This is a genomic window from Candidatus Uhrbacteria bacterium CG10_big_fil_rev_8_21_14_0_10_50_16 (assembly GCA_002774875.1).
GTDB lineage: Bacteria > Patescibacteriota > Patescibacteriia > UBA9934 > UBA11717 > UBA11717.
In genome coordinates this window covers 37257-60184 of record PCYM01000006.1, presented here as the reverse complement: position 1 = coordinate 60184, position 22928 = coordinate 37257, and the positions used below count along the sequence as shown (strand labels likewise).

The following is a 22928-nucleotide window of genomic DNA, read 5'->3' as shown; positions in this document are numbered from 1 at the left end:
GGAGGGGCGCCCCTTGTGGGTCCTGGCGTGAGCAGATGAATCCTCGTCCTCTCACGTTATGACCGCAACCAAACAACGACTGTTGTTGGCGGGCATGTCGCTCTTTCTCTTCTTTGGTCTTGCCGTTGCAACCCCTGTTTTAGCCGTCATTAACGCGGAGACGACAGGGCTGAGCGAAACCGCTTCTGCTGCAGCGTTTGCGTCTGACCCTGTATCACTCCCCTTCCTCATTGGTAGAATTATCGATGTGGTCGTAGGGCTCTCAGGACTACTCGTCTTTATCCTGTTTGTCTATGCAGGGACGATCTGGATGACGGCGCAAGGGGACCCGGCCAAAGTAAAGAAAGCGCAAGACATTCTCGTCACAGCCACTATCGGCCTCCTCATACTGCTCTCGGCGTTCTCCATTACCAACTTTGTGGTAACGCAGCTCGATATTGCAACAAACGTTTAACGGTTCTCTCTAAAACACATTGATTCAACTTTTTACCTATGACACGCACACAACAATTCTTCACAACACTCTTTGCGAGCTTCCTCCTTCTCGGCGCCTTTGCATTCTCAATTCCTGCGCAAGCAGTTTTTGATGCGGGTGACCCAACGGCTGCGCTTGATCAGGCGGCAGATATTACAACCATCGGAGGTGGAGGCCAAGATCAGATCTTTAATACAATCGGAAACGTTGTAAACGTGCTCTTGGGTCTCTTGGGAATCATCTTCTTCCTCATTACACTCTACGCAGGTTTTATTTGGATGACCGCGCAAGGAGATCCTGCAAAAGTGACCAAGGCAACCACGATGCTTACACAGGGAGTTATTGGCATGATCATTATTCTGTCCGCATTCGCAATTTCCAACTTCGCGATAAGCCAGCTCCTGCTCGCCTCCCAGGTCTAGTAACAAGTTGAGTAGCAAATTGATCGGATCCAGTGAGATCGAATCAGATAAAACCACTCGCCTCTTGGCGGGTGTTTTTTTGTATCAGATTTGTCATAGGTACGACATTTTTGATATGGCAGATGTAAATAAGTTTGGTGGAGGTGAGTGAGCAAACAAAAGAAATGAACGAGGGAGGGAAGACGAAGCGATCTGAGATGGAATGATCAAAAAAATGAAAGATAAATACAAAGACACAGGCGCAACGAACGGTGAAACAGCAAAAGCCAAACACCTATTGTAAAAAAGAAGACACCCCCGACCGTGAACCGGTCGAGGGTGATGTCTTCGTGAGTACTCAGCTTTGGGTCCTAGGTGCTGAGCAACCTGTGTCCTAACCCCGGCGTTGCACCGGGGTTTACATCACCTACGCGCATTCCGTTGCGCGCGGTGGTGGTGGGCCGACGTGCGGCGGGAGGAGGGCCGCGGACGGTGGTGAACCGTACGCTGTGCCCTTTCCTCCCGCTCGCGGAGGATCTCTCTGATGTTCGGCTTCTCCGGCACGAACATGTCGAGGTCCTCCTCCCACTCTTCCTCATCCTCAATCTGGATCTCCTCGCGCTCGGTTGCAGCCGAGCTTTCGCGAGGCACCCGCAGGGCGATGTCCGCCTTGCGGGTGGGGCCACCCAGTTGACGCATTGCGAGGACCGGGTCGCCGACGACAATGACGGTCTTCCCCGCCTCCGCCACCTGCCGCTGGAGACGAAGGGTCTCCAGCTGGAGGGCATGTTCCTGCGCCCTCTGCTCCTGTGCGGCCTCGGCGCGCTTGGGCGCCGAAACGGAGCAGTCCACGATCCACGAGAGGGGGACCGCGATCACCACGAGGGCGATCGCGTGCCACACCTTGCCCTGCTTGAGGGCGAAGGCGACTGCGGCCACCAAGAGGATCGTGAGTCCTCCCGTGACCACCTGTCCCATGCTGAAGCTGGTCGCCCAGCCCCAGAACTCGTGGACATTGCCCATGAGCCGCATCCCCTTGCCGGGGAGTTGGCTCTGGGTGAAGGCGTCGTACACGTCCCAGGCCATGGAGGCCAGCAAAACGGGGAGGAGGTACTTGATCCCCGCATCGAGGAAGAACTTGGCGTGGCTCGTCTTGGCCATGTCCCAGATGCTGATCAGGATACCGACCGAGACGGTCGCCATCAAGATCATGATCGCGAAGTTGAATGCTCGCGGGGTCTCCCCCAGGAGCAAAATCAAGATCGCGTTGAGCACAGTAGCCACCAGCAGGGGGCTGGAGGCCTGCGCCCTCAGGGACTGGAGGGCAGGAAGCTTGTCCCCGCCACCCTCCTCCTTCTGGCCGAGGAAGTGCAGCACTCCCCGGTACAGGGACGAATGAACCCCGACGACCAGACCCAGCACCTTGAGGGTGAACTGGGTCACGATCAGATTGAGCGCCGCAAGGATGAACATCCCGACGAAGCTCCCCGCACGCGCGGCGTAGAACCACGGAACCGCCGTGGTCACGTAGCACGCGACCCAGAGGGCCACGAGGAACGCCACGAACTGCCCGTCCTTGAGCAGTCCGGGGGCGATCCAGTTCCCGAGAACGTTCATGAAGTTCTGGCGGGTCCCGTTGACCCCGAGCCAGTTGAGGCCGCGCGCCAACAAGCGGCGCGCCATGAACGTGGTCCGCATGCCGCTGTGGTCGGCGGCGGTGTTGGCCTGGACCACGGCCGCGCACGCGTATACCAGGTTCTCGAAGGATCCCTGGTGCTTCTTGGCCGTCTCCACGAACGTGATCACGGAGACCACGCTCGAGAAATCGCCGTGGTTGAAGGCCATCCCGGCCTCCACGGCGAGGCTGTCCTGGACGTTCATGTCCAGGGCTGCCCTTGCGAGGCAGCTCACCCCGTGGCAGTACCACGCGAGGATCTCCCTGACGGAGTCCTCGTCGTACTTCTCCTCCAAGGCCTTGAGCACGGCATCCGACAGCACGAAGCTGCCGGGCTTGACCGCCCCCCCGGAGACCGGGGCGTGCGCGATCATGGACTCGTTGGCCGCAGCCAACAGAGCCATGCGCGCCTGGGCGTCCGTCGCACCGGGGAACTTGGCGAGGTGGGAGAAGAACCCGTTGAGGAGGCCCTCCATGGCCTCCTCCAGAACGGGATCCGCGAGGTTCTTGAGGACCGGGATCCGGCCCTTCAAAACCTGGAACGCCGTCTTGCCGACGCCGGCCGTCAAAGACGGCCCCGCCAACCTGAGCGCTCCGAGAACCTGATCGTTCATCATCGACACCAGGAGGGTGACGATGTGGGAGTGCGACAGGCCCTTACCTGCCGCGTGACCGACCTGCTGGCCGATCATGTCCTCCACCGTCTTCCAAAATGGAACGGTAGGGGACGGGGTCTTCTTGGGTGCCATATTTGGCTCCTTCCGTGTTGGGTGTCTCGTACGCTTTCGCGTTTCAATTTTAGAGAACGGTTCAACACGGCAGAAGCCGCGGCTATTCCTAAGGAATAACGTAGAAATATACCAGAAAAACACGGTTTTGTCAACCCTCACCCAAACACCTCCCCCATTGACAAAATTGCATTTTTCTGGTATGTTGCTTGGCTCACACAAGATGTGAGAAACCCCAAAAACAAGGGCTAAACGCCCGGAAAGGAGGCCGCATGGCCCACAGATTCAGGCTCCTCCGGAGTACCGGCGTTGCGTTGGGCCCCGACGAGGTCTCAAAGGGTCACTACATGGTGATCCTCGAGACCACCCCCAACCCCGACCTCCTGGCCTGGGTGGAAGCTGCCAGAGGGCTCCAGGGGGATTTGGAGGCAGCCGTCAACCTCCGCCGGCCCTTTGGCGGCGGAGAGACGGAGACCTCGCGGCGAGAGTGGGTAGCACGGCAGTGCGCCGCCCTCGTGCCGGCGGCCAAGGCTGCACCGGTCCCGCCTCCCGCGGCACCCGCAGTTCCAAAGGCTGCACCGAAGGCAGCTCCCAAAGCTGCCCCTGCGGCCGCCCCCGCCCCTCCGACGGCTCCGGCCAAGAAGGTGAAGCTGGCCAGATTCACCTTCACCCCTGTCGGAGGGTCTACCCCACCGGCCAAGAAGGCCCTCAACCTCGGGACCATCGGCACCAAGCCGACGGTGTTCTACAAGGTGGTGGAGAGGAAGAAGGAGAAGGTGGTGAAGATCGCCAAGGAGCCCTTCACCACCACCTCAGCTGGGATGTTGCGGCTCTACGCCCTCATCCCCGCCATGGTCCTGGCCCTCTGGGGCCTGGCGGTGATGGTGGCCGGCGCCGGCACAAACCCCGCCGGCGAGCCTCGGGGGATGTGGGCCCTGGCCTACATCCTCATGGGGCTCGCCCTCTGCGGTGTGGGAGGCTTGTTCGCCTTTTATGCCGTGATGGGCTGGTGGCCGATTCGGAGGGGCGGGAAGTTCCTCCAGTTCGCCCCCCGCCCCACGACGGCCACCGACGACGAGGAGACCTGAGCCGCCCCCCACCTCGCGCAATGCTGATCGTGCGCGAGAGAACAGACTCCCCGTCCTGGGTTGAGTCAGATCAGAACACGAACGACGCGCTCCAGGAATCCTGGAGCGCGTTTCGTTTTCATTGAGAGTTTGAAGTCAGGCATCCAGATAATCCTAAAAATTACTATCGTGTCCAAATATCAAACATGTGCCGATCGTCACATGTTTGATATTTCTTCATCGCCTCTTAAATCATTGTTTATTGCGGTTTGTTGAAATCTCTTAAAACCACCTGTTTCAAAATACGGGCGATCGTCACATATTTGAATATTGAGGATTCGTATAAGTGTGAGATGCATGGGTCAGATCTGGACCTTATCAGATCCAGCCTTCGTCCCCGAGAACACAGGTGTTTTGAAAGATGGAGCCACAGCGCAAGTCTTCTCAAAACGACTGTGTTTGAAGATAAGAGTACTCGACGAAGGAGTTCAGGCAATGTAGGGAGCGAAGGGTTGTGTTTACAAAAAGGGACAATCGGATAGAGACGTACAAGGCTTACTCCTGGCTAGCTGTCTTCTGAGTGCGAAGGCACGAAGACGTGTCTCTACTTCCGAGTCACTTTTTTAAACACAATCCGAGCGACCTCTCGATACAGACCGGGATCCTTGATACAATCCAATCACTATGACCCATTACCTGATTATTGGCGGAGGAATCGCAGGGACTTCGGCCGCTGAACAACTTCGCAAGCTGGACCCAACATCGGAGATCACCATCCTTAGCAACGAGGACCATCCACTTTATTCGCGTGTGCTCCTCCCCCACTACATCACTGGCAAAACCCCTCGCGAACGGGTCTTTTTAAAAACACCCGATTGGTACCAAACACAAAACATCCACCTCGCTATCCAAGAGGTGCAACACATCCATCCACAAACAAAAACAGTCACAACGACCTCCGGCGCCACCTATACCTACACAAAACTCCTGATCGCAGGCGGCGGAATTACTCGTCATCTCCCCTGGCCTGGCGAGGAACATGTTTTACACTTTCAAACGATCGAGGACGCCGACCGCATTAAGGAATTCCTGGATGATCACACATCTGCAGGTCTCAAAGCCGGACTCATTGGCGGTGGATTCATTGCTATGGAGTTTGCCGAACTTTTTGCCAACAAATCCTGGAGTACGCACCTTTTTTTGCGGGGAACGACCTTTTTTTCTCACACGTTTGACCAAGCCTCTTCCGACCTACTCGAGGAACACCTCACAGCGCACAACATCACCGTTCACAAAAACATGTCCCTTGCCTCTTACAATGGAGCTATTGCAAAGACGGAGGACAACGGGACGTTTCCCTTTGATGTATTGGCCGCAGGCGTTGGAATCAGCAGTCAATTTTCCTGGGCGTCCGATGCAGGAGTTACCGTTGGAACCGGTGTAAAAACCAACGAGTTTTTAGAAACAAACGTCACCGATATTTACGCGGCAGGTGATTGTACCGAGTATATGGACACAATTGTTAATCGCCAAGTGCACATTGGTAATTGGATGAATGCACAGATGCAGGGTCGACATGTTGCAAAGGTTATGACAGGTGAGCGCGCACCGTTTGAGCTCGTTTCCTCCTATGCCACGCATGTGCTAGGGATTGATATTGTGGCAATTGGAGATGCAAACATTGTACACGCCGAACAGGTATTAGCCCGTGATTATGGCGACGGTCGCACGCTGCTCTTTGTGCGAGGAGATCGCGTCGTCGGTGCATCGCTCCTTAAACACAACACCGATCGCGCTCCAATCATTGCTCTGATCAAATCAAAACAACGGCTCTGTGAACTATCGCGACCCCTTTCTGACACAACAATCGATCTACGAGAGTTTTAACCATCCTACCCATTCACTTCACACATAACACGTACCCTATGCCTCTCCCCCTTAATACAAAATCAACCTACGAACAACTCGACGGATCTAATGCGCTTATGTCCATCTCTATGTTTCCAGAGCAGTGTGCGCAAGCCTGGAGCGAGACGAAGAGTATGGTTTTCCCAAAACATTATCTCAGCTGTACAGAAGTCGTCGTAGCTGGCATGGGCGGATCCGGACTAGGCGGGCATTTGGTAAATGCGATCTTTGGTCATGAGATGAATATCCCCCTCATCGTCCTCAATGATTATGACTTGCCAAAATGGGTTAATCGACAAACACTCGTTATTGTCGTCTCCTATAGCGGATCTACAGAGGAGGCGCTTTCGATGTGTAAGCAATCCGTCTCACGGCATTGCGCGACGGTTGTGATCGCAAGTGGTGGTAGGTTGGAAAAAGCGGCTAAGCGTGCAAAGGTACCGGCCTATATTTTTAGTGATTTTCTGACCAATCCTGCCAACATGCCACGTATGGGCATTGGCCTTACCCTCTTTGCAGAACTTGGAATCCTTAAACAACTTAGCTATCTACGATTAAGCGACAATGCCGTCAAACAAGCCGTGAGTCATACACTCGGACTCAGCGAAGCATGGTCTGCTGCCGTTCCTCAGTCAAAAAACATTGCAAAAAAATTAGCCGTGAGTTTACAAGGTCTCGTTCCCGTATTTGTCGCGAGTGAGCATTTGGTAGGAAATGCGTTAACAGCACGAAATCAGACGCATGAAAGCTCAAAATGCTACAGTGATTGGCATGAAATTCCCGAGATGAATCATCATCTCCTAGAGGGGCTTCAGCACCCGGAAGAGGCCAAGAAGCTTGCGTTCGTGCTCTTTGCCTCAAACCTTTATCACACGCGCAATCAAAAGCGGCACGAAATTACGGCGAAGGTATTAAAGAAGAGTGAGATTGCCGTGCACGTCATTGATGTCCTGGGAGAGACAAAGTTAGAGCAAGCGCTCGCAGCTCTTCAATTAAGCAGCTATGTGAGCTTTTATCTCGGGACGCTCAATGGGGTAGATCCATCTCCAATCCCTTGGGTCGACTACTTTAAAGAACAACTCGCGTAAACCAAAACCCCCGGCATGTCCCGGGGGTTTTTACTACATTTCTGGAAACAGTTGCTCTCCCGCCTCGTTGTAAATAAAGATGGCAAGTGTTGGGCACGACTGCGCACCAAGTAACAGATTCTCGTACCCTTCCTCGTCCAACATCACCCAGCGCTCGTACGTTTCTGAGAGGTCCGTCTGTGTCGGATCAAGCACAATCGCTTTATTCTCGGCGTTAAGTTGAAAAATCTCCGGAGCAATGGTCACGCATGATGCCGCTCCAATGCACAAGTCTTCGTCAACACGGATTCGGTAATTGGTCATAGGGTATCAGCTCCAAAATATTTTTCTCTATAAAACCGGATTAATTCTTCTACTGCTGGTAAACACGTTGGGTTTCCAATGCCTACTTTTGTGCGTTGTTGCACGGCCTCCAAGGTAATAGCGCCGTCTAGCACGGCCTCCTCAATGTCGTGATCCGTAACTTGCGAGACAGGATCGACTAATCGTTTTGCGGCTACAATGATTTTATCAAACTGATCGGTTCGACGATAGTAGTCATTAATTGCATCACGCAGGGCCTTGTCGCACAGTACCGAACAGTGAAACTTTCGCGTTGGCAGTCCACCCAATCGCTCCATAATATCTTGCGGTTTGAGTTTACGCGCCTCGTCCAGCGTCATCCCACCGTTCTCTGTAACCATCACGCTTGCCATGGACGTAGACGCGATGGCCGACCCGCATCCAAATGTTTTCCACCGAAAATCGGCAATGCGTTCTGTGTTTGCGTCGACCTTCATCCACACGCGTAGCTCATCTCCACAGGCGGGTGACCCTACTTTTCCGATAGCATTGTATGCTGACATGTCTTCCTCGCCCATCACGAAGTTTTTTGGGCTAAAGAAATGTTCCTTTACCGCGTCGGAATAAAACCAAGACTCCGCGCCACTTTGTGAAGACACATCTCCCTGTCTCCCTTGGACGGCTTCTGATTTGTAGTCTGCCATAGTCTTACGCTTCTAATTCAAAATACTTCTCATCTACACAAACAGGGCTCATGGCACGTAAACGCTCCACAAGGGGTGGTAACACCTCTAAAAGGTACTCAATATCCGCCATCGTTGTAGATCGACCGAGCGAAAATCGCATACTGCCGTGTGCCACCTCAAACGGCATGCCGAGTGCCAAAATCACGTGTGATGGATCCAACGACGCGCTCGTACATGCACTCCCCGTAGAGGCATAGACACCTACCGCATCTAAATAAAGCAATAGCGCTTCGCCCTCTAAATCCATAAAGGAGATGTTGACGTTGTTTGGGATCCGTTGCGCACGGTCGCCATTAAGTCGCGTCTTGGAAATCGTTGAAAGAACACCATCAATGAGTCGCGCTTGTAATGGCTGCGAATGATCCGTATCTTCCTCACGTCGATCCACCGCGAGTTGTAACGCCTTGCAAAGGCCAACACTCCCCGCAACGTTCTCCGTACCTGGCCGCAATCCACGCTCCTGCGCACCACCAAATTGCAATGGCGTGAGTTTAACACCGCGCTTTACATAGAGAAGACCGGATCCTTTTGGTCCATAGACTTTTGATCCATTCAACGAGAGAAGATCCACGTGTAGTTTGCGCACGTCCAAGTCCAAGTACGCCGCTGCCTGACACGCATCCGTATGAAATGCCACGTGTTGCGCGTGCCCCTCTTGTTTTTTCTTCTCAATCGCCCGTCCAATATCGGCAACGGGTTGAATCGTTCCAATCTCATTGTTGACCAACATAACCGATACGATGGTTGTGTCCTCTCTGATCACATCCAACACCGCCTGCGCATTTACAATCCCGTTTTTCTCTACAGGGACAATCGTTAATTCAAATCCTTCCTTGCGTTCCAAATGCTGCATTGCCTCCAACACCGCGTGGTGTTCAATAGACGTCGTTACAAGATGTTTACCTTTACTTGCCATGGCGCGCGCGTATCCCAAAATTGCCAAATTATCACTTTCCGTACCACCGCTTGTAAACAAGATCTCATCAGACCTACAAGCAAGCAACTCCGCAATTCCCTCGCGAGCCGCAATCACCGCGTCGTTTGCCTGTTTGCCAATGGAATGAAAACTCCCAGGATTCCCGTAAGTCTCCTGTAAATAGGGCATCATAGCCTCCAATACTTCTGGCGCGAGTGGTGTGGTGGCGGCGTGATCCAAGTAGACGTGTTTGTTCTGGTCCATAGTTGTTGGACTATAGCAAAATGAGCGCTTGCGTCAATCATTGACACGGGCAGCAACAAGGCGTACGGTCTCGTTGAAAGGGGGTCCCATGAAACCCGACATCTCCAAGGCTCACGAACTGTTCCTCTTCTTGTTACAAGTTGCGTCGACCGCAAGCAACGAATTCGAGATCCGCGAGCAGCTGCGCACGGCCGGCTTCCCCAACCCGGAGGTCGTCTCCATAGAGATTGTCTCGCGCGACCCAGACACCAACCAGCCACGCTTCCGGATCATCGCACAGACTCCTTTTGAGGGAGTGGTGCATGTCTGATCCTCAACCTCAACCCCGACACGAGAATCCTGGCGTGCCGGGGTTCTCTGTTACATGGGTTTTTGTAAAATTGCACGCAGCTCCTCCCATTCTCTTTCGGGCAGCCCAACGACTTTGTCACGCGACGTCGTGCCGCGCAAAACCGTACAAGATGATTTTGCAATCCCGAGTTGCTTTGCCAGAAATGCAATCAGTTCTGCATTTGCTTTTCCTTTTTCTGGCTGCGCGTTGAGACGAATCTTTACCGTGGTCTCGTCCAACCATCCCATGACCTCCGTTCGCTGTGCTCCCGGGATCGCTTTTACATTGAGTTTCATAGATATCAAATTACCAACTTCTGCTCCTATCAACTTAAGGTGATTTTCTCACAGTCGTACAGATTTCGGCTTAAATTTCTAATCTCATCTAGACTTCGCCCCCGAGAACACGTGTGTTTGAAGATGAATGAACTCAGCGAAGAAGTTTAGCAATGTAGGAGCGAGGCGTGTTGCTTCTAAATAATCCGTGTTGGGCGTCGACCCAATCTTTAGCAGACGCAGGCAATACACTGGTACATCGACGACTCCTTGCAGATTATTTAAAGCAATGCACCGAGCGCAATTCTCAAAACGCATGTGTTTTAAAGTATGAGCTCTCACTTCGCACGTTGTGCTACGTTAGGGACAAGTCGGCGAAGGAATCTAGCCTGTCACAGCTCGAGGATAGGTATGGTTAAATGATCATGAAAAAAACGAGGCCGTAACAGCCTCATTTTAACATCTCCTACGCCTTTTTCACCATTTTCTCCAAGAGAAAATCTACAACCTTCTCATTACGCATTCGGTAGCGCATATAGTCCCTATACGCATCCGAGGAAAGCTTATCGCGTGCTTCATCATCCTCCTTATAAAGAGCAAGCTGCTTCTCAATCTCCTCTTGTACGTCGTCGTTACTTACATCCAATCCTTCTTTGGTTCCAATCGCGCGGAGCAACAATGCAACCTTTACGCGCAATAGCCCTTGGTCGCGCATCCCCTCCCGTAGCTCTCCCGCCGTTTTCCCAAGCGACTTCATGTAGTCATCAAACACCCCACCGCGAGACGTCACGGCGTGCTCCAACTCATGAACCATCTTCTCCACTTCATCTTCCACAAGGAATTCTGGGATTGTGCCAAACGCGGACTTCTCTGCCAACAACTCAAGCGCCTCCCGTTCTATACGTCGCTTCTCTTGTTCTTCATTTTCCTTTTCTAGGTTCTCGGCAATCTTTTCATGGAGATCTGCAACACCCTTCAGTCCGAGTGACACAGCAAACGCATCATCCACTGTTGGTGACTCCAACGCGTAAATTTCTTTTACCGTTACATCAAAATCCACAGGGGCTCCTGCTAGATGCTTCTGAAAGTGCTCTTTTGGAAACGCGAGCGTAAAGACCTTCTGATCTCCTTCCTTCATCCCAAGCATCTCATCTTTCATGCCAGGAACGTAGTGATCCTCTTGCATGTACACACGGAATCCCTGTGTTGATCCACCTTCCACGGGTACAAGATCCCTTTTCATTTCAAGATCAATGACCACCATTTGATCCATGGTCACCTCTGTGTCCTTTGGGGCACGAACCTCCTTGGTCTGCATGCCTGTAAGCTCTTTAATGGCTTTCTCAATATCTTTTTCTTCCGCCTTCGTTGATTTCCCCTCAACAGTCAATTTGTCATATGAGGCAATCTTGCTTACCTCTGGCATAAGCGTAACAGTTGCCGTAAACACAAGTTCATTTCCTGGCACCATCTTCTCAATATCTACGCGTGGTTGGCCAATTGATTCAATCTTCTCGTCCATTAACGCCTTTGCCACGTGCAAACGCACCATTGGCTCAATCGCCTCTTCTAACACACGCATCTCTCCAACATTATTCACGATTGCCTCGTAAGGAGCTTTTCCACGACGGAATCCATCAATATTCATGTGCTCGGAGATATGACGTGCGGCCGTCACCAAAAATGGCTGCACCTCCTCCGGAGAGATGGTAATGGTAAGTTTTACCTCGGAATCAGAAACGGTTTCGCGCTTTATATCCATACGTGTAATTGATTTTGTGCCGGAACAATAGCCAAAATGTGGGTCTACGTCAAGGAGCGCCCGGAGTGGTGCAAAAATAAGTGACTCGGCAGGCCACGCCACTCTGCGTGCGTTCGCACGCAGAAGACAGCTTGTCAGAGATAAGGTCTTGTAAGCATGGCGCCGGCTTGTCCCTTATTTTTGCACAACTCCTCGCTCCTAATTGCTGAAATACTTCGTCGAGGAGGCTTATCTTCAAACACATGCGTTTTGGTTACGCAGGTTAAATATAAAGTGAGATCAATATAAAACACGAAACCGCCCACCGGAGTAGGCAGCTCGTGTAGCTGTCTCGGTTGGACGGTTGAGCGACCTCAGTCGGTCGGCTTGTCCTCACTGACCACCTTCGCTTGATGCTCGGCGATCACCTCCCTCACCAGGATGAGTCTCTCGCTGTTGGGATCGCACTCGCTCCCATCCTCTGCTTCCCCGAAGATCAACCAGCGGAGCTCCCCCTTGATATCGGCACGGCGAACAGGGTCGTCCATCCCGCTGTCTTGCATCACATCGAGACACAACAGCGTGCACTCGTTGCAGATGTTCGCGTCTGGACTCTTGACCATGGCCCGAACTTCCTTTGGCTTCCTGCCGCAGAAGCTGCATTTTAGATCACCCGACATGACGATCTCCCTACTGAATGATGAACTGCCATTGTGCTTTGACCTTTTGGTCGCCACACATCTAAAAACATGTTTTTTATAACAGAATATCTACAAATTGTCAACTCTCTCGCCCATCATTTAAATAGAGACGTCAAAAATCCTTCACAGCCAACATGGAGGGATTTTATGCGGCAAGAAGATTTTAAACACAACCCCATACTTTGCTGTATACTCGATATATCTTTAATGCGACTTTCTATGAACCCAAAACGACATCTCGATTCAGGAGCAGCAGTGGCCTTCTCGGAGCCAGACCACGATCTGATTGGTACTCTGCCAAGTCACGCACCCGTTGAGGCTGCAAATTCTGAACCCCGTCTTGACGCGGTTCAGATCAAGGATCTTTCTTATGCTTATATTGAAACAGGCGCGCCCTGGCAATCTCGCGAAGAATTACAAAAAGAAGCCGACTTAGAAAATCGAGCAAGGAAGGCGCACGAGCAAGAACAAACAGGACGAGAACTAATACGTTTGCAAAAAGAGGAAGCGCTTGCCGCTGCGGGCAAGTACGAGAATAATATGGCTTCCATGAGAAAGACGCAGGCGATCGAGTTACGACGCCGTGAGGTCGCACTTCAAAATCAAATGGATGCGCTCCGACCATGGAACATTTTACAAAAAGGCGAACTCAACAAGCAGCTCGCGATCGTGACAGAACGTCTTAACGGACTTACTCAATCCACACCCGACATGCGGCATCGAGAACGACAAGCTGCAACCGTTCAGGCGGTTCGCGAAACAATCCCGGGGAGAACCGTGCGTCAACCAGAAGAACATCGACCAACACATATCCAGGCCCGAGATAACATGCATGCCGACGCAAGGAAGCGAGATGACATAGGATTTTTTGGACGATTGTTTGGAAAGAAAAAAATGAATATCGCGCGCGGAAAAGCGCTTGGGTCTTCTGCACGTTATGGTCAAGAGCTGCGCAAAGGCCACGGTGAGGTTGCTATCTCTCAACAAGAGCTCGACGATCTCAACGATCAACTTGATAACGTTGCCTAGTGACCGCAATTCAAAACACCCACGATTGTGGGTGTTTTTGTGTTCACGATTAGCTGTTAACGCACGTATTCCAGCGGGTTGGTAAATCGCCCGCCAGAGATCACTTCAAAGTGCAAGTGTGTTCCCGTAGAGTTTCCTGTTGTTCCACACAATCCAAGCGCCTGGCCCTTTGCGACGGTTTGTCCATTTGATACATAGAGTTTTGCATGGTGACCATAACGCGTCACAAGACCATTTCCGTGATTAATCTCCACCGTGAGTCCATATCCACCCTTCCAACCGCTGTACTGCACAACACCATCATCGGCTGCATAGTTATTGTTGTCAAAATGACAGTCAATATCCACGCCTGTATGCTTCCATCCAAAGTATTGCGTAATAATGTGCAGATCCGTTGGCCACACCATACGCCCGGACGCCGCCGTGCTTGGTGCCGTTGCATTTGGATTGCCGGTAGGCGTAGATGTAGATGGTGCACTTGTAAAGACCCTTGCCACAGAACGAGGAGCTGGAACCGCAGCCGGCTGCACGCCATTTGGAATAATCAATTCTTCTCCAATACTCAATGCGCTACTGGACGTAAGGTTATTAAATTCCGTAATCTCTGTTGCGGCCGCGTCGTACTTACGCGCGATTGCTAAGATCGTGTCTCCCGACTTGACCTTGTGCGTCAGCCCGTCTACAGGAAGAATTTGCAATGTATCACCAGGTCGAATGGTCGACTTTGCTGTAATATTATTGGCCCACAACAACGTGTTCAACGAGATTCCATGAGCCTGCGCGATAGTACCAATCGTATCACCGTCCTTAACTGTGTAGGCAAGTTTTTCCGTACGAGGAGCAACACTTGCACCCGACTCAGAGATAGTCAGCGCAATAATAGCGGATCCTCCAGATGTCGTTGCAACATAATCGTCGGCCGGTGTATGAAAGTCAATGTCAGATTGCACGCTCAATGCTGCAGATCCAAGATAACGCGAAGGTTTTGACGTTACGGTATCCGCGCGTACGGCAACAACTCTATTTGTTTGTCCGGTTACCATTTCGTACAATAAACTTTCTTGACCAAAGTCATCCGCACGCACACCACTCGCTTGCACGTTCATTGCCGTCGTGGTAAACGCCAACAATATAACGACGGTATGAATGGCGTAACGGTTGGTCAAAAAATACATGAACTTATTTTTTCCCGGAACATAGATGCGTCCAAAAAATCGGCGCAAGAGGAAGAGCCCGCGATAAAGAGGAACACCAAAAATAGAAACAAAAAAATGCGCAATTGTTCGAACAGGCGAGAGCAATGGTCTGAGTACCTGTTTGGAATAATAGGCAACGTTGGCACCAAGTTTTACAAAGAGGATAAACCCCCGTAACGCAAGACGTTTGAGTTGTAATAGCATGTAATGCCACGCTATCAGAGTGCCTGTACGTCGTCAACTTATTTTTTTACTTACCGTTCAAAAGAAAAGAGACGTTCATTGTCGATTGGCAGCATAAACACGGGAGCGAATGAATGTCTCGTGGAAAATCCGGATAGGGACGGCAGAGTCAAAACAGGTTGTTTTATATATAACGATTCGTAGCCATTCTGTATCGTACTGCCGCTCACGCTCCATGACATTTGTGAAGACGATTTTGCAAATGTATTACGATCCGTCAGCTGACCGTCTTCGCTATAGCGTTCTTCTAAAATAAGACACTGGCCATTTGTATACTGACACCAACGCTGTGCACGTACGGATTCGTTGACCAGGAATGTTTCGCCTTCAATCAACCCTGATGCATTAAACGCACGAAGAAGTTGTTGATCGACTCGATCCACCTCATCTCGTTGTTGAATCTCTTGCAACGCAATGCGACCATCCACAAGCTCCGCGTAACGATACGTGCGTTCCAAGGCAGTCGTTGCGTCTTGTCGTGATCGGTCTTCCCAGAAAACATTTGTCACCTTATGTTGTTGATCCAAAGGGTGGATATATTCCCCACTCACCATCACACCTTGTTGTTGCACAAAAATATGCGGAAATTTTGCCGACACAGGGCGCGCGGAGTGATCCCGTGCAACACCGTACTGCAACAAATCCACGCCATGGTGGACCACACCTGCAGACACCGATGTATCAAAACGTTGTGCTCCTGCTAAACTCATACCTCTATCGTAAACGATTCTCGATGCAAAGAACAGCGCCCATGTGTTTGCACCGCCATTCTGTGCGCCAATGTTCCGTATCCTTTATGTTGCGCAAAGTTGTACTGCGGAAATAATTGATGCACCTCCGTCATAAATCGGTCACGCGTCACCTTGGCAATAATCGACGCAGCCGCAATACAGAATTCTTGCTGGTCTCCTCGGATAATAGCGGTCTGCGAAATTTTGATATGTGGAATTTCCCGTGCGTCTACGAGGATGTGATCAACATGCGTCAGTGCCTCAGCCGCTTTTTGCATGGCCAATAAATTCGCTGGTCGGATTCCAAGTTTATTAATATCCTCCACATGAACGATGCCAACGCCGACAGCTATAGCAACCGCGTGAATTTGATCAAATAATGTCTCACGTTGACGTTGTGAAAGCGTCTTTGAATCCCTTACCGCCAAACCATGACCCTCGGGTAAGATCACCGCCGCCGCAACAACCGGACCCGCCAACGCCCCAGCCCCCGCCTCGTCCACGCCCGCAATCAATTGCACACCTTGCGCACGTAATTGTATCTCTAATTTGCCCGATGGGAGGATAATACTCATTCTATTGACGTTTAAGGCTAACATTCGTATTATATCGGCATTCGCCCCTTAGGGACAAGCGATTTAGACAAAAACTCATTCTCTTAGTCTTGTAACCTATGAATGTCGTGATTTTCGCGATTGTTTCAAGTGTTATTGCGCTTCTCTATGCGCTCTATCTTATTCGTTGGATCCTTCGCTTACCGGCAGGAGAAGGAAAAATGACCGGGATTGCACATGCAATTCAAGAAGGGGCAAAGGCCTTTTTAAACCGTCAGTACCGTGTGATCGGCTATATTGGGGCTGTTGCATTTGTGCTTTTGTGGCTGTTTCTTGGATCAACGACCGCTATCGGATTTGCTGTTGGTGCCATTTTATCTGGTGTTGCCGGCTATATTGGAATGAATGTTTCCGTGCGTGCGAATGTCCGTGTGGCAGAGGCGGCTCGCAAGGGCATCCACGAAGCACTCGACATTAGCGTTAAGGGCGGAGCCGTTACAGGATTGTTCGTGGTTGGTCTCGCCCTCTTGGGAGTCACTCTTTTCTACTACTTTACACGGGATGTAAGCGCTTTGATCGGATTGGCGTTTGGAGGATCCCTCATCTCCGTGTTCGCACGTTTGGGTGGAGGTATTTTTACCAAAGCCGCAGACGTGGGTGCTGACCTTGTTGGAAAAGTTGAGGCAGGGATTCCAGAAGATGATCCACGGAACCCAGCCGTGATTGCCGACAACGTGGGAGATAACGTGGGAGACTGTGCCGGTATGGCTGCCGACTTATTTGAAACTTACGCCGTTACGGCCGTAGCAACCATGTTGATCGCTGCCATCACCTTTGTAGATGTGGAGGCGGTTATTCTCTACCCATTGGCTCTTGGTGCTGCGTCTATCATCACCTCCATTATTGCGCTGTTCTTTATCCGACTCGGACAGAAAGAAAACATCATGGGGGCATTGTACAAAGGGTTGATCGCGGCCGGTGCTTTGTCGGCAATTGCGTTCTATCCAATTACCAAGTTTTTACTTGCTGATGTTCCTGGGCTTAACTGGTTGAACGTGTTTTATAGTGCATTGATTGGACTCGCCGTCACGGCTGCCATGGTTTGGATCACGGAATACTACACCGCAACCACGTACAGCCCGGTAAAGAATCTTGCTAAGGCATCTGAGACAGGCCATGGAACAAACGTGATCGCTGGCTTGGCTCTTTCCATGAAGTCGACCGCAATGCCTATTCTCGTGCTTGTAGCTGCCATCCTTGGTGCCTACGCGCTTGCTGGATTGTTTGGAATCGCGATCGCTGCTATGGCGATGTTGTCCTTGACTGGAATTATTGTGACACTTGATGCCTACGGTCCGATTACGGACAACGCGGGTGGAATCGCTGAGATGGCAAACATGCCAGAAAAAGTTCGCGAGGTGACCGACAAACTCGACGCGGTTGGAAACACGACAAAGGCCGTCACAAAAGGCTATGCCATTGGTTCTGCCGCCCTTGCAACACTTGTCTTATTTGGAGACTACACACACAAACTCGCAGAGCTTGGAGGGCCAACAGAGTTCTTGATCGACAATCCACTTGTGATTGCTGGCCTCTTTATTGGAGGGCTTCTTCCTTACCTCTTTGGGGCATTTGCCATGGAGGCTGTTGGAAAAGTCGCTGGTCGCGTGGTTGAGGAGGTGCGTCGACAGTTCCGAGAAATCCCTGGAATCATGGAAGGAACCGCCAAGCCTGAGTATGGCAAGGCCGTTGATATTGTCACCAAGGGAGCGTTGAGTGCCATGATCATCCCAGCACTCTTGCCGATCCTCGTGCCAATTTTGGTCGGGTTTGTCTTGGGACCAATCGCATTGGGCGGTGTCTTGATTGGATCCATCATTACCGGAATCTTTGTGGCGATCTCTATGACCACAGGAGGTGGTGCATGGGACAATGCAAAGAAGTACGTAGAGCTTGGTAACTATGGTGGAAAGGGATCCATCGCACATCAAGCGGCCGTAACAGGTGACACCGTTGGAGATCCATACAAGGACACCGCGGGACCTGCCATTAACCCAATGATTAAGATCATCAACATCGTTGCGTTATTGATTGTCGCGTTGATCATCTAGGTAATTCATCCTTGTTCAATCCAAAAACCTCGGGCGTATGCTCGAGGTTTTTTGTTTGACACAGTCTACCCTCATTGCTATAAACAACGTGTTGCAAACCCGGAGGCACCATGGCACGCAGTAGGCTGTCGATTTACGACTGGGCATGTGGGGAAGTTGATCGACTCGTTGATCTGCACAACATCCGAAACGTCAACTACACCTCGGGAGAATCAGATGCTACATGGAGTTTTACCAAGACACCCTGCTCACTGTTGCTAGAGCAGACAACCCACGGGTACAGGTTCTCCCTTTGCTTCACCCATGTCGCAGTCGTGACGATGGACCTTTCCAGCCACGTAGAAGGGATCAATGATCAAACTCTGCATGAGCTCCACTGGCCCATGATCACCTGCTTCACCGAGATGTGTCTGAGCCTCTTGCAGGCCAGCCGCACCTCCTAATCGCCATCGACCGCATACTGCGCCGGGGGTGAAACATTATCTAAAAATAACGCTCTTCCCTTTTTGCACAAGCATTCCATCCGCCGCAAGCCGATTAATCATCGCCTCCAACCAAGTTCGATCAAGCTCATCGTCATACTCGTTGTCGATCTTGCATCCAATCGAATCAACAGTAACTAACTGAACCGATTCTCGAACGAGTTTCAATATCCGCCCCCGGTAAATGCGATCCGGGTGTTTTTTATTGCGATGAATGGTCTCCTGTGCCTTTGCGACCATCTGCTTTGGTGCCGTCACTTCGCCCGACAAAAATTGCTTTGCCGCCAGACATTCCTTTTGCATTGGGCACGCGGCGCAATTGGGAACCTTGGTGCAATACATCGTCGCCACATCAAAAATCGCCTGCGGGATATCAAACGCCTGAGCCGATCCCATGAGAGTTATTTGAGCCTTTTGTTGAATTTGCTCGTCATCCGCCGGCTGCGGATACGTTTTTCCCAATAAAAACCGCCCACAAAACCTGCGAATATTGGTGTCAATCGGTAAATACGGTTGTTTGTACGCAAACGCCATCACCGCCGACGCTGTATAGGGTCCAATTCCCTTAAGCGCGAGCCACCCCTCGCGATCCCTGGGTTCTCCACGCTCCACAATCTGCCGTGCAATGTCTCTCAATACTAGCGCACGACGGTTGTACCCTAAACCCGCCCACGCGTGCAGCACATCGGCGTTTGAAGCCTCTGCAAGTGCCTTCCACGTGGGAAACCGTTTGAGCCACGATGCATAAAATCCCTTTACACGATCCACCTGCGTTTGCTGTAACATGATCTCACTCACCAAAATGCGATACGCATTATGCGTACGTCGCCATGGGAGTTTCCGTCCGTGCGCGGTATACCACCGCAAAAGTTTTGTATCAGGTTTCATGGCGCTCAGTTTAGCAAATTCAATGCAAAAACAAATACCCCATAACGAGGTATAAGCTTAGTAATCAAATTCAATGGTACACGTTCTACATTGTGGGCGGGGAGACAGTGTGTCCCCCCGAAGATGAGAAGTGGGTCCTAGGCCGCTACCGCCGCACGAACTTGCTGTACAACCTCTTCCATGTACGCCACAGCCTCTTCTGGAGAGGCAAAGCCCGGCCTGGAAGAAAGAAGCGTGATGTGAAAAACACCGCTGCGGTACAGATTCACCGCGCCAGCAAATCTCCCCGTTCCAGCGTCCTGACCGTACAGTTCACAGCGGATGTCGTTGTCCGTGGAACCGATCACAAGTGCCGTGGCATGAGTCACTTACACGTCCTTCCTAGCTGTTTGATACAGCTTTCCTTGTTACCTGCCTTAACGGATATACCCTCTTTGATCTTAGCAAAAAACGGCAAAGTAGAGAAACAAAAAACCTTTATGAAAATAAACCACTATCTCTCACCTAGCTCAACCTCTCCTACTCGCATGCGGAACCAAAGGTGAGCGAATACAGGCGCACGCCACTTGGAACGTTGAGTGTCAATACGCCTGTTAGGTGTGCACTAGCTGCAAGCAACCGATACATGCGCGGCTCGCGTGCAAAAATAACAGAATCATCACCGTCAAAAACAATATCGTCGCCCGCCTCGTTCGTCGCAAGAGCGTTTCCATCACGCACAACCGCAATCCGCTGCTTCTCTCCATCGCTCGTCTGTGCAACCAAGTTGATGGACCCCGCCATAAACGGCAAGTGAATTTTTCCGCCGTGTGATTCTACGTATCCTTCGCGGACAGTCCATTCCCCCTCCAAACTTGGCGTGTCACGTTGATCGCTTACGCGTTTATAATTATGGCAATGATTCGCCTCAACGTCTGAATTTTTAAAATGTCCGCGTGAGAATCCAAGATATATCTCGGGAGTTGTAGGAAAACAAACCCCACCAGACGACTTCGACTCTCTCTCAATCTTTGGCAACGCCTTCGCCCCCACGCCTCGCAACGCCTTTTGAATTTCTTTCTCAATCTCTACATATCCCCCCTCTCCTACGTGATCAAAAGCAATTTGACCCGCCTTATTGATCAATACAAGTCGCGGCCACCAATGGTTGTTATACGCCTCCCAAATCTTTGATTCTGAATCAATCGCTACCGGATACGTGAGATCAAATTCTTTTACAGCTGTTTCGACATTTAATACGTCTTTCTCAAACGCGAACTCGGGCGTATGTACACCGATCACAACGAGACCTTTCTTTGCATACAGCTTGTGCCATCGGCGTAGATGTGGCATGACGTTGAGGCAGTTAACGCAGGAATATGTCCAAAAATCAATCAAAACGATTTTTCCTCGCAGCTGTTTTAACGTGAGTGGTTCCGTATTCAACCAAATGATTCCTTTTGGAAACTCTGGTGCTTGTAGTCCAAGATTTTTTCCAAATGCGCGTAAGTTCATATCAAATTACTTTGCAAAGACTAAATCACAACACCAAACATCTGCCGCACCACATACCCCAACACATACGCAATTCCAGCCGCGGCCCCTGCAATGGCCAGCATCTCCAAACCACTTTTCCATTTGGATTGTCGTGTCAGTGAAGCTTTCCATACACCAAACGCAAACAACGCAATTAACGTCACAACCACAGAAATAGGAATAGCCATCCGCACAGGGAAAATGAAGTAGGCACCAAGAGGGATGATTCCTGCCAACAAGTAGCTGACCCCCATTACGCTCGCGGCAAACACAGGCGCTTGATTTCCAGAAGGAGAACTTGCTCGCTCGTGCCGAATAATTTGTCCCAGCCATCGCCTACGCTGCACCTCGATCGCTTGCAAAATTGCGTAACTTGTTTCTTGCTTTACTCGCTCCTGCTTTAACACTGCGTGAACCGGTCCTCTCCCAACCCCTTGCTTCTTCATCAGCTCATCCCAATCTGACTCATGCTCCTGCAACCACACTTCTCCTTCTGATTTTGAGGACAAGTAGCTCCCCGCCGTCATGGACGTAGCCTCTGCAAACAGCAGAACAATCCCGGATAAAATCACAATGTAGGTACTTTGCGTTCCCGCGGCAATACCGGTAATTGCACCCAACGTCGAAACAAGGCTGTCTTCTACACCAAAGACGACCTCTTCCACGACACGTCGTAATTTAAACCACTTCCTCCTTGCCATAACGTTATTCTATCACGTTCAAGGCCAACTGTTTGTTGCACCGTGAGCTCCTACAGCCGATCTATTAAAAATAATTCGAGCGATCCAAGATTTGTGAGTGGCGCCGTAACCACTGTAAGTAAGTTTGTAAGCAACAAAAACCCAATAATCAAGATGAGATATCCTGATGCCATATGAACAATCTGTTGTAGCCGCTGCGTCTTACGAATCCATGGCATGAGTTTATCCAAAAATACACTAACCAATAAAAATGGTGATCCGATACCGAGACCAAATGCCAACATCAACAAAAACCCTTGTCCCAACGTGGCGGCCTGACTCGTCCACAGAAGAATGACTGCAAGGACCGGGCCAATACAGGGCGTCCACGCAAATCCAAATGTCAGACCTAGCACAAACACATTCAAACTTTGATAACGAGTGAATTGTGCGTGTAGATTCAATTTACGTTCTCTATACAATGCTGGATTTTTAAATACGCCCAAAAGATACAAACCAAGAACAATGAGAACGACCCCCCCGACGCGAGATAAGATCATCTTGTAATGCGCAAGCAAGGATCCGATCCATGTAGACGACATTCCTAGCAACAAAAAAATCACCAGGAACCCTAAGACGAATATGAGCGTGTGAGAAAAGAGCTTAATCTTGTTTGCCCGATCATCTGTATCTGCTGCGCCCAACCCAGTAAAATAAGCAACATATGCTGGGAGGAGTGGCACAACACAGGGAGCAAAAAATGACGTGAGTCCTGCCACGTAGGCGATTCCAAGAGATAAATGGTTACCGTCTAACAACATAGATGTGAACAGTATAGCAGGTCAGATAAAAAGAGATGAGCCGACAGATTGACACTGACAATAAATTAGCATAATATCCT

General features: G+C 50.8%; 23 protein-coding genes and 1 pseudogene. 9 read left to right on the top strand and 15 right to left on the bottom strand.

Annotation, left to right across the window (positions count from 1 at the left end; genetic code table 11):
• Positions 1–58 precede the first annotated feature (58 nt).
• Both COV06_03295 and COV06_03290 read left to right on the top strand, forming a co-directional pair.
• The gene (locus tag COV06_03295) at positions 59–454 is read left to right on the top strand and encodes a hypothetical protein (protein PIR47457.1); all 396 of its coding nucleotides are present in this window, start codon (positions 59–61) and stop codon (positions 452–454) included.
• A gap of 38 nt (positions 455–492) precedes the next feature.
• A complete protein-coding gene (locus COV06_03290) occupies positions 493–897 on the top strand; it encodes a hypothetical protein (GenBank protein PIR47456.1) in 405 nt (134 codons plus the stop codon).
• 402 nt (positions 898–1299) lie between these two features.
• Here the strand turns inward: COV06_03290 and COV06_03285 are convergent, their stop codons facing one another.
• Positions 1300–3300 (bottom strand): hypothetical protein, encoded by a 2001-nt coding sequence (locus COV06_03285; protein ID PIR47455.1) that lies wholly within the window; start codon positions 3298–3300, stop codon positions 1300–1302.
• Between the two features lie 485 nt (positions 3301–3785).
• On the opposite strand from COV06_03285, the pseudogene COV06_03280 reads away from it, so the two are divergent.
• The 3 genes and pseudogenes from COV06_03280 (at position 3786) to COV06_03270 (ending at position 7342) form a co-directional block, all read left to right on the top strand.
• A pseudogene (locus tag COV06_03280) lies at positions 3786–3902 on the top strand (hypothetical protein).
• A gap of 1128 nt (positions 3903–5030) precedes the next feature.
• Positions 5031–6233: a hypothetical protein gene (locus COV06_03275; GenBank protein ID PIR47454.1), complete on the top strand. Its 1203-nt coding sequence runs from the start codon at positions 5031–5033 to the stop codon at positions 6231–6233.
• A gap of 38 nt (positions 6234–6271) precedes the next feature.
• The gene (locus tag COV06_03270) at positions 6272–7342 is read left to right on the top strand and encodes a hypothetical protein (protein ID PIR47453.1); all 1071 of its coding nucleotides are present in this window, start codon (positions 6272–6274) and stop codon (positions 7340–7342) included.
• A 33-nt stretch (positions 7343–7375) separates the two neighbouring features.
• Here COV06_03270 and COV06_03265 read toward each other — a convergent pair whose 3' ends face one another.
• The 3 genes from COV06_03265 to COV06_03255 are packed head-to-tail and all read right to left on the bottom strand — an operon-like array spanning position 7376 to position 9550.
• Entirely contained in the window at positions 7376–7645 is a 270-nt protein-coding gene (locus COV06_03265) for a hypothetical protein (GenBank protein PIR47452.1), read from the bottom strand.
• Complete coding sequence (locus COV06_03260; GenBank protein PIR47451.1) at positions 7642–8328, bottom strand: iron-sulfur cluster assembly scaffold protein; 687 nt, start codon at positions 8326–8328, stop codon at positions 7642–7644. Before COV06_03260 ends, COV06_03265 begins: the two co-directional genes overlap by 4 nt.
• Before the next feature lie 4 nt (positions 8329–8332).
• Positions 8333–9550, bottom strand: a complete 1218-nt coding sequence (locus COV06_03255; GenBank protein ID PIR47450.1) for a cysteine desulfurase NifS — start codon at positions 9548–9550, stop codon at positions 8333–8335.
• 88 nt (positions 9551–9638) lie between these two features.
• Between COV06_03255 and COV06_03250 the strand changes: the two genes are divergently transcribed.
• The gene (locus COV06_03250; protein PIR47449.1) at positions 9639–9860 is read left to right on the top strand and encodes a hypothetical protein; all 222 of its coding nucleotides are present in this window, start codon (positions 9639–9641) and stop codon (positions 9858–9860) included.
• A gap of 50 nt (positions 9861–9910) precedes the next feature.
• Here the strand turns inward: COV06_03250 and COV06_03245 are convergent, their stop codons facing one another.
• The 3 genes from COV06_03245 to COV06_03235 form a co-directional block, all read right to left on the bottom strand.
• Complete coding sequence (locus tag COV06_03245; GenBank protein PIR47448.1) at positions 9911–10177, bottom strand: hypothetical protein; 267 nt, start codon at positions 10175–10177, stop codon at positions 9911–9913.
• Between the two features lie 445 nt (positions 10178–10622).
• Complete coding sequence (tig, locus tag COV06_03240; GenBank protein ID PIR47447.1) at positions 10623–12020, bottom strand: trigger factor; 1398 nt, start codon at positions 12018–12020, stop codon at positions 10623–10625.
• Positions 12021–12271: 251 nt separating this feature from the next.
• Positions 12272–12577: a hypothetical protein gene (locus COV06_03235; GenBank protein PIR47446.1), complete on the bottom strand. Its 306-nt coding sequence runs from the start codon at positions 12575–12577 to the stop codon at positions 12272–12274.
• Positions 12578–12817: 240 nt separating this feature from the next.
• Here COV06_03235 and COV06_03230 point away from each other — a divergent pair, with 240 nt between their 5' ends.
• Entirely contained in the window at positions 12818–13627 is an 810-nt protein-coding gene (locus COV06_03230; GenBank protein ID PIR47445.1) for a hypothetical protein, read from the top strand.
• A 56-nt stretch (positions 13628–13683) separates the two neighbouring features.
• On the opposite strand, the gene COV06_03225 is transcribed toward COV06_03230, so the two are convergent.
• From COV06_03225 to COV06_03215, 3 genes are read right to left on the bottom strand one after another with little or no spacing between them, the layout of a single operon-like run.
• A complete protein-coding gene (locus COV06_03225; protein ID PIR47444.1) occupies positions 13684–15027 on the bottom strand; it encodes a hypothetical protein in 1344 nt (447 codons plus the stop codon).
• Positions 15028–15077: 50 nt separating this feature from the next.
• On the bottom strand, positions 15078–15776 hold the full coding sequence (locus tag COV06_03220; protein PIR47443.1) for a hypothetical protein: 699 nt from the start codon (positions 15774–15776) through the stop codon (positions 15078–15080).
• On the bottom strand, positions 15773–16396 hold the full coding sequence (locus tag COV06_03215; protein PIR47442.1) for a ribonuclease HII: 624 nt from the start codon (positions 16394–16396) through the stop codon (positions 15773–15775). Before COV06_03215 ends, COV06_03220 begins: the two co-directional genes overlap by 4 nt.
• A gap of 74 nt (positions 16397–16470) precedes the next feature.
• On the opposite strand from COV06_03215, the gene hppA reads away from it, so the two are divergent.
• Both hppA and COV06_03205 read left to right on the top strand, forming a co-directional pair.
• Positions 16471–18462, top strand: coding sequence for a sodium-translocating pyrophosphatase (hppA, locus tag COV06_03210; protein PIR47441.1), 1992 nt, complete (start codon positions 16471–16473; stop codon positions 18460–18462).
• 110 nt (positions 18463–18572) lie between these two features.
• A complete protein-coding gene (locus tag COV06_03205) occupies positions 18573–18905 on the top strand; it encodes a hypothetical protein (protein PIR47440.1) in 333 nt (110 codons plus the stop codon).
• Positions 18906–18941: 36 nt separating this feature from the next.
• On the opposite strand, the gene COV06_03200 is transcribed toward COV06_03205, so the two are convergent.
• From COV06_03200 to COV06_03180, 5 genes are all read right to left on the bottom strand, one after another.
• Positions 18942–19832: a Fe-S cluster assembly protein HesB gene (locus tag COV06_03200; protein PIR47439.1), complete on the bottom strand. Its 891-nt coding sequence runs from the start codon at positions 19830–19832 to the stop codon at positions 18942–18944.
• Between the two features lie 137 nt (positions 19833–19969).
• Positions 19970–20200, bottom strand: coding sequence for a hypothetical protein (locus tag COV06_03195; GenBank protein ID PIR47438.1), 231 nt, complete (start codon positions 20198–20200; stop codon positions 19970–19972).
• Between the two features lie 151 nt (positions 20201–20351).
• Entirely contained in the window at positions 20352–21326 is a 975-nt protein-coding gene (locus tag COV06_03190) for a hypothetical protein (GenBank protein ID PIR47437.1), read from the bottom strand.
• Positions 21327–21346: 20 nt separating this feature from the next.
• A complete protein-coding gene (locus COV06_03185) occupies positions 21347–22048 on the bottom strand; it encodes a hypothetical protein (protein ID PIR47436.1) in 702 nt (233 codons plus the stop codon).
• 50 nt (positions 22049–22098) lie between these two features.
• A complete protein-coding gene (locus COV06_03180) occupies positions 22099–22848 on the bottom strand; it encodes a cytochrome C biogenesis protein (GenBank protein PIR47435.1) in 750 nt (249 codons plus the stop codon).
• Positions 22849–22928 lie beyond the last annotated feature (80 nt).

Coding starts and splice junctions, on each gene's coding strand:
- COV06_03190 (PIR47437.1), bottom strand. CDS start 21,326: ATGAACTTACGCGCATTTGGAAAAAATCTTGGACTACAAGCACCAGAG.
- COV06_03255 (PIR47450.1), bottom strand. CDS start 9,550: ATGGACCAGAACAAACACGTCTACTTGGATCACGCCGCCACCACACCA.
- COV06_03260 (PIR47451.1), bottom strand. CDS start 8,328: ATGGCAGACTACAAATCAGAAGCCGTCCAAGGGAGACAGGGAGATGTG.
- COV06_03270 (PIR47453.1), top strand. CDS start 6,272: ATGCCTCTCCCCCTTAATACAAAATCAACCTACGAACAACTCGACGGA.
- COV06_03295 (PIR47457.1), top strand. CDS start 59: ATGACCGCAACCAAACAACGACTGTTGTTGGCGGGCATGTCGCTCTTT.
- COV06_03285 (PIR47455.1), bottom strand. CDS start 3,300: ATGGCACCCAAGAAGACCCCGTCCCCTACCGTTCCATTTTGGAAGACG.
- COV06_03250 (PIR47449.1), top strand. CDS start 9,639: ATGAAACCCGACATCTCCAAGGCTCACGAACTGTTCCTCTTCTTGTTA.
- COV06_03290 (PIR47456.1), top strand. CDS start 493: ATGACACGCACACAACAATTCTTCACAACACTCTTTGCGAGCTTCCTC.
- hppA (PIR47441.1), top strand. CDS start 16,471: ATGAATGTCGTGATTTTCGCGATTGTTTCAAGTGTTATTGCGCTTCTC.
- COV06_03230 (PIR47445.1), top strand. CDS start 12,818: ATGAACCCAAAACGACATCTCGATTCAGGAGCAGCAGTGGCCTTCTCG.
- COV06_03245 (PIR47448.1), bottom strand. CDS start 10,177: ATGAAACTCAATGTAAAAGCGATCCCGGGAGCACAGCGAACGGAGGTC.
- COV06_03235 (PIR47446.1), bottom strand. CDS start 12,577: ATGTCGGGTGATCTAAAATGCAGCTTCTGCGGCAGGAAGCCAAAGGAA.
- COV06_03180 (PIR47435.1), bottom strand. CDS start 22,848: ATGTTGTTAGACGGTAACCATTTATCTCTTGGAATCGCCTACGTGGCA.
- COV06_03200 (PIR47439.1), bottom strand. CDS start 19,832: ATGAAACCTGATACAAAACTTTTGCGGTGGTATACCGCGCACGGACGG.
- COV06_03225 (PIR47444.1), bottom strand. CDS start 15,027: ATGCTATTACAACTCAAACGTCTTGCGTTACGGGGGTTTATCCTCTTT.
- COV06_03265 (PIR47452.1), bottom strand. CDS start 7,645: ATGACCAATTACCGAATCCGTGTTGACGAAGACTTGTGCATTGGAGCG.
- COV06_03205 (PIR47440.1), top strand. CDS start 18,573: ATGGCACGCAGTAGGCTGTCGATTTACGACTGGGCATGTGGGGAAGTT.
- COV06_03215 (PIR47442.1), bottom strand. CDS start 16,396: ATGTTAGCCTTAAACGTCAATAGAATGAGTATTATCCTCCCATCGGGC.
- COV06_03185 (PIR47436.1), bottom strand. CDS start 22,048: ATGGCAAGGAGGAAGTGGTTTAAATTACGACGTGTCGTGGAAGAGGTC.
- COV06_03275 (PIR47454.1), top strand. CDS start 5,031: ATGACCCATTACCTGATTATTGGCGGAGGAATCGCAGGGACTTCGGCC.
- COV06_03220 (PIR47443.1), bottom strand. CDS start 15,776: ATGAGTTTAGCAGGAGCACAACGTTTTGATACATCGGTGTCTGCAGGT.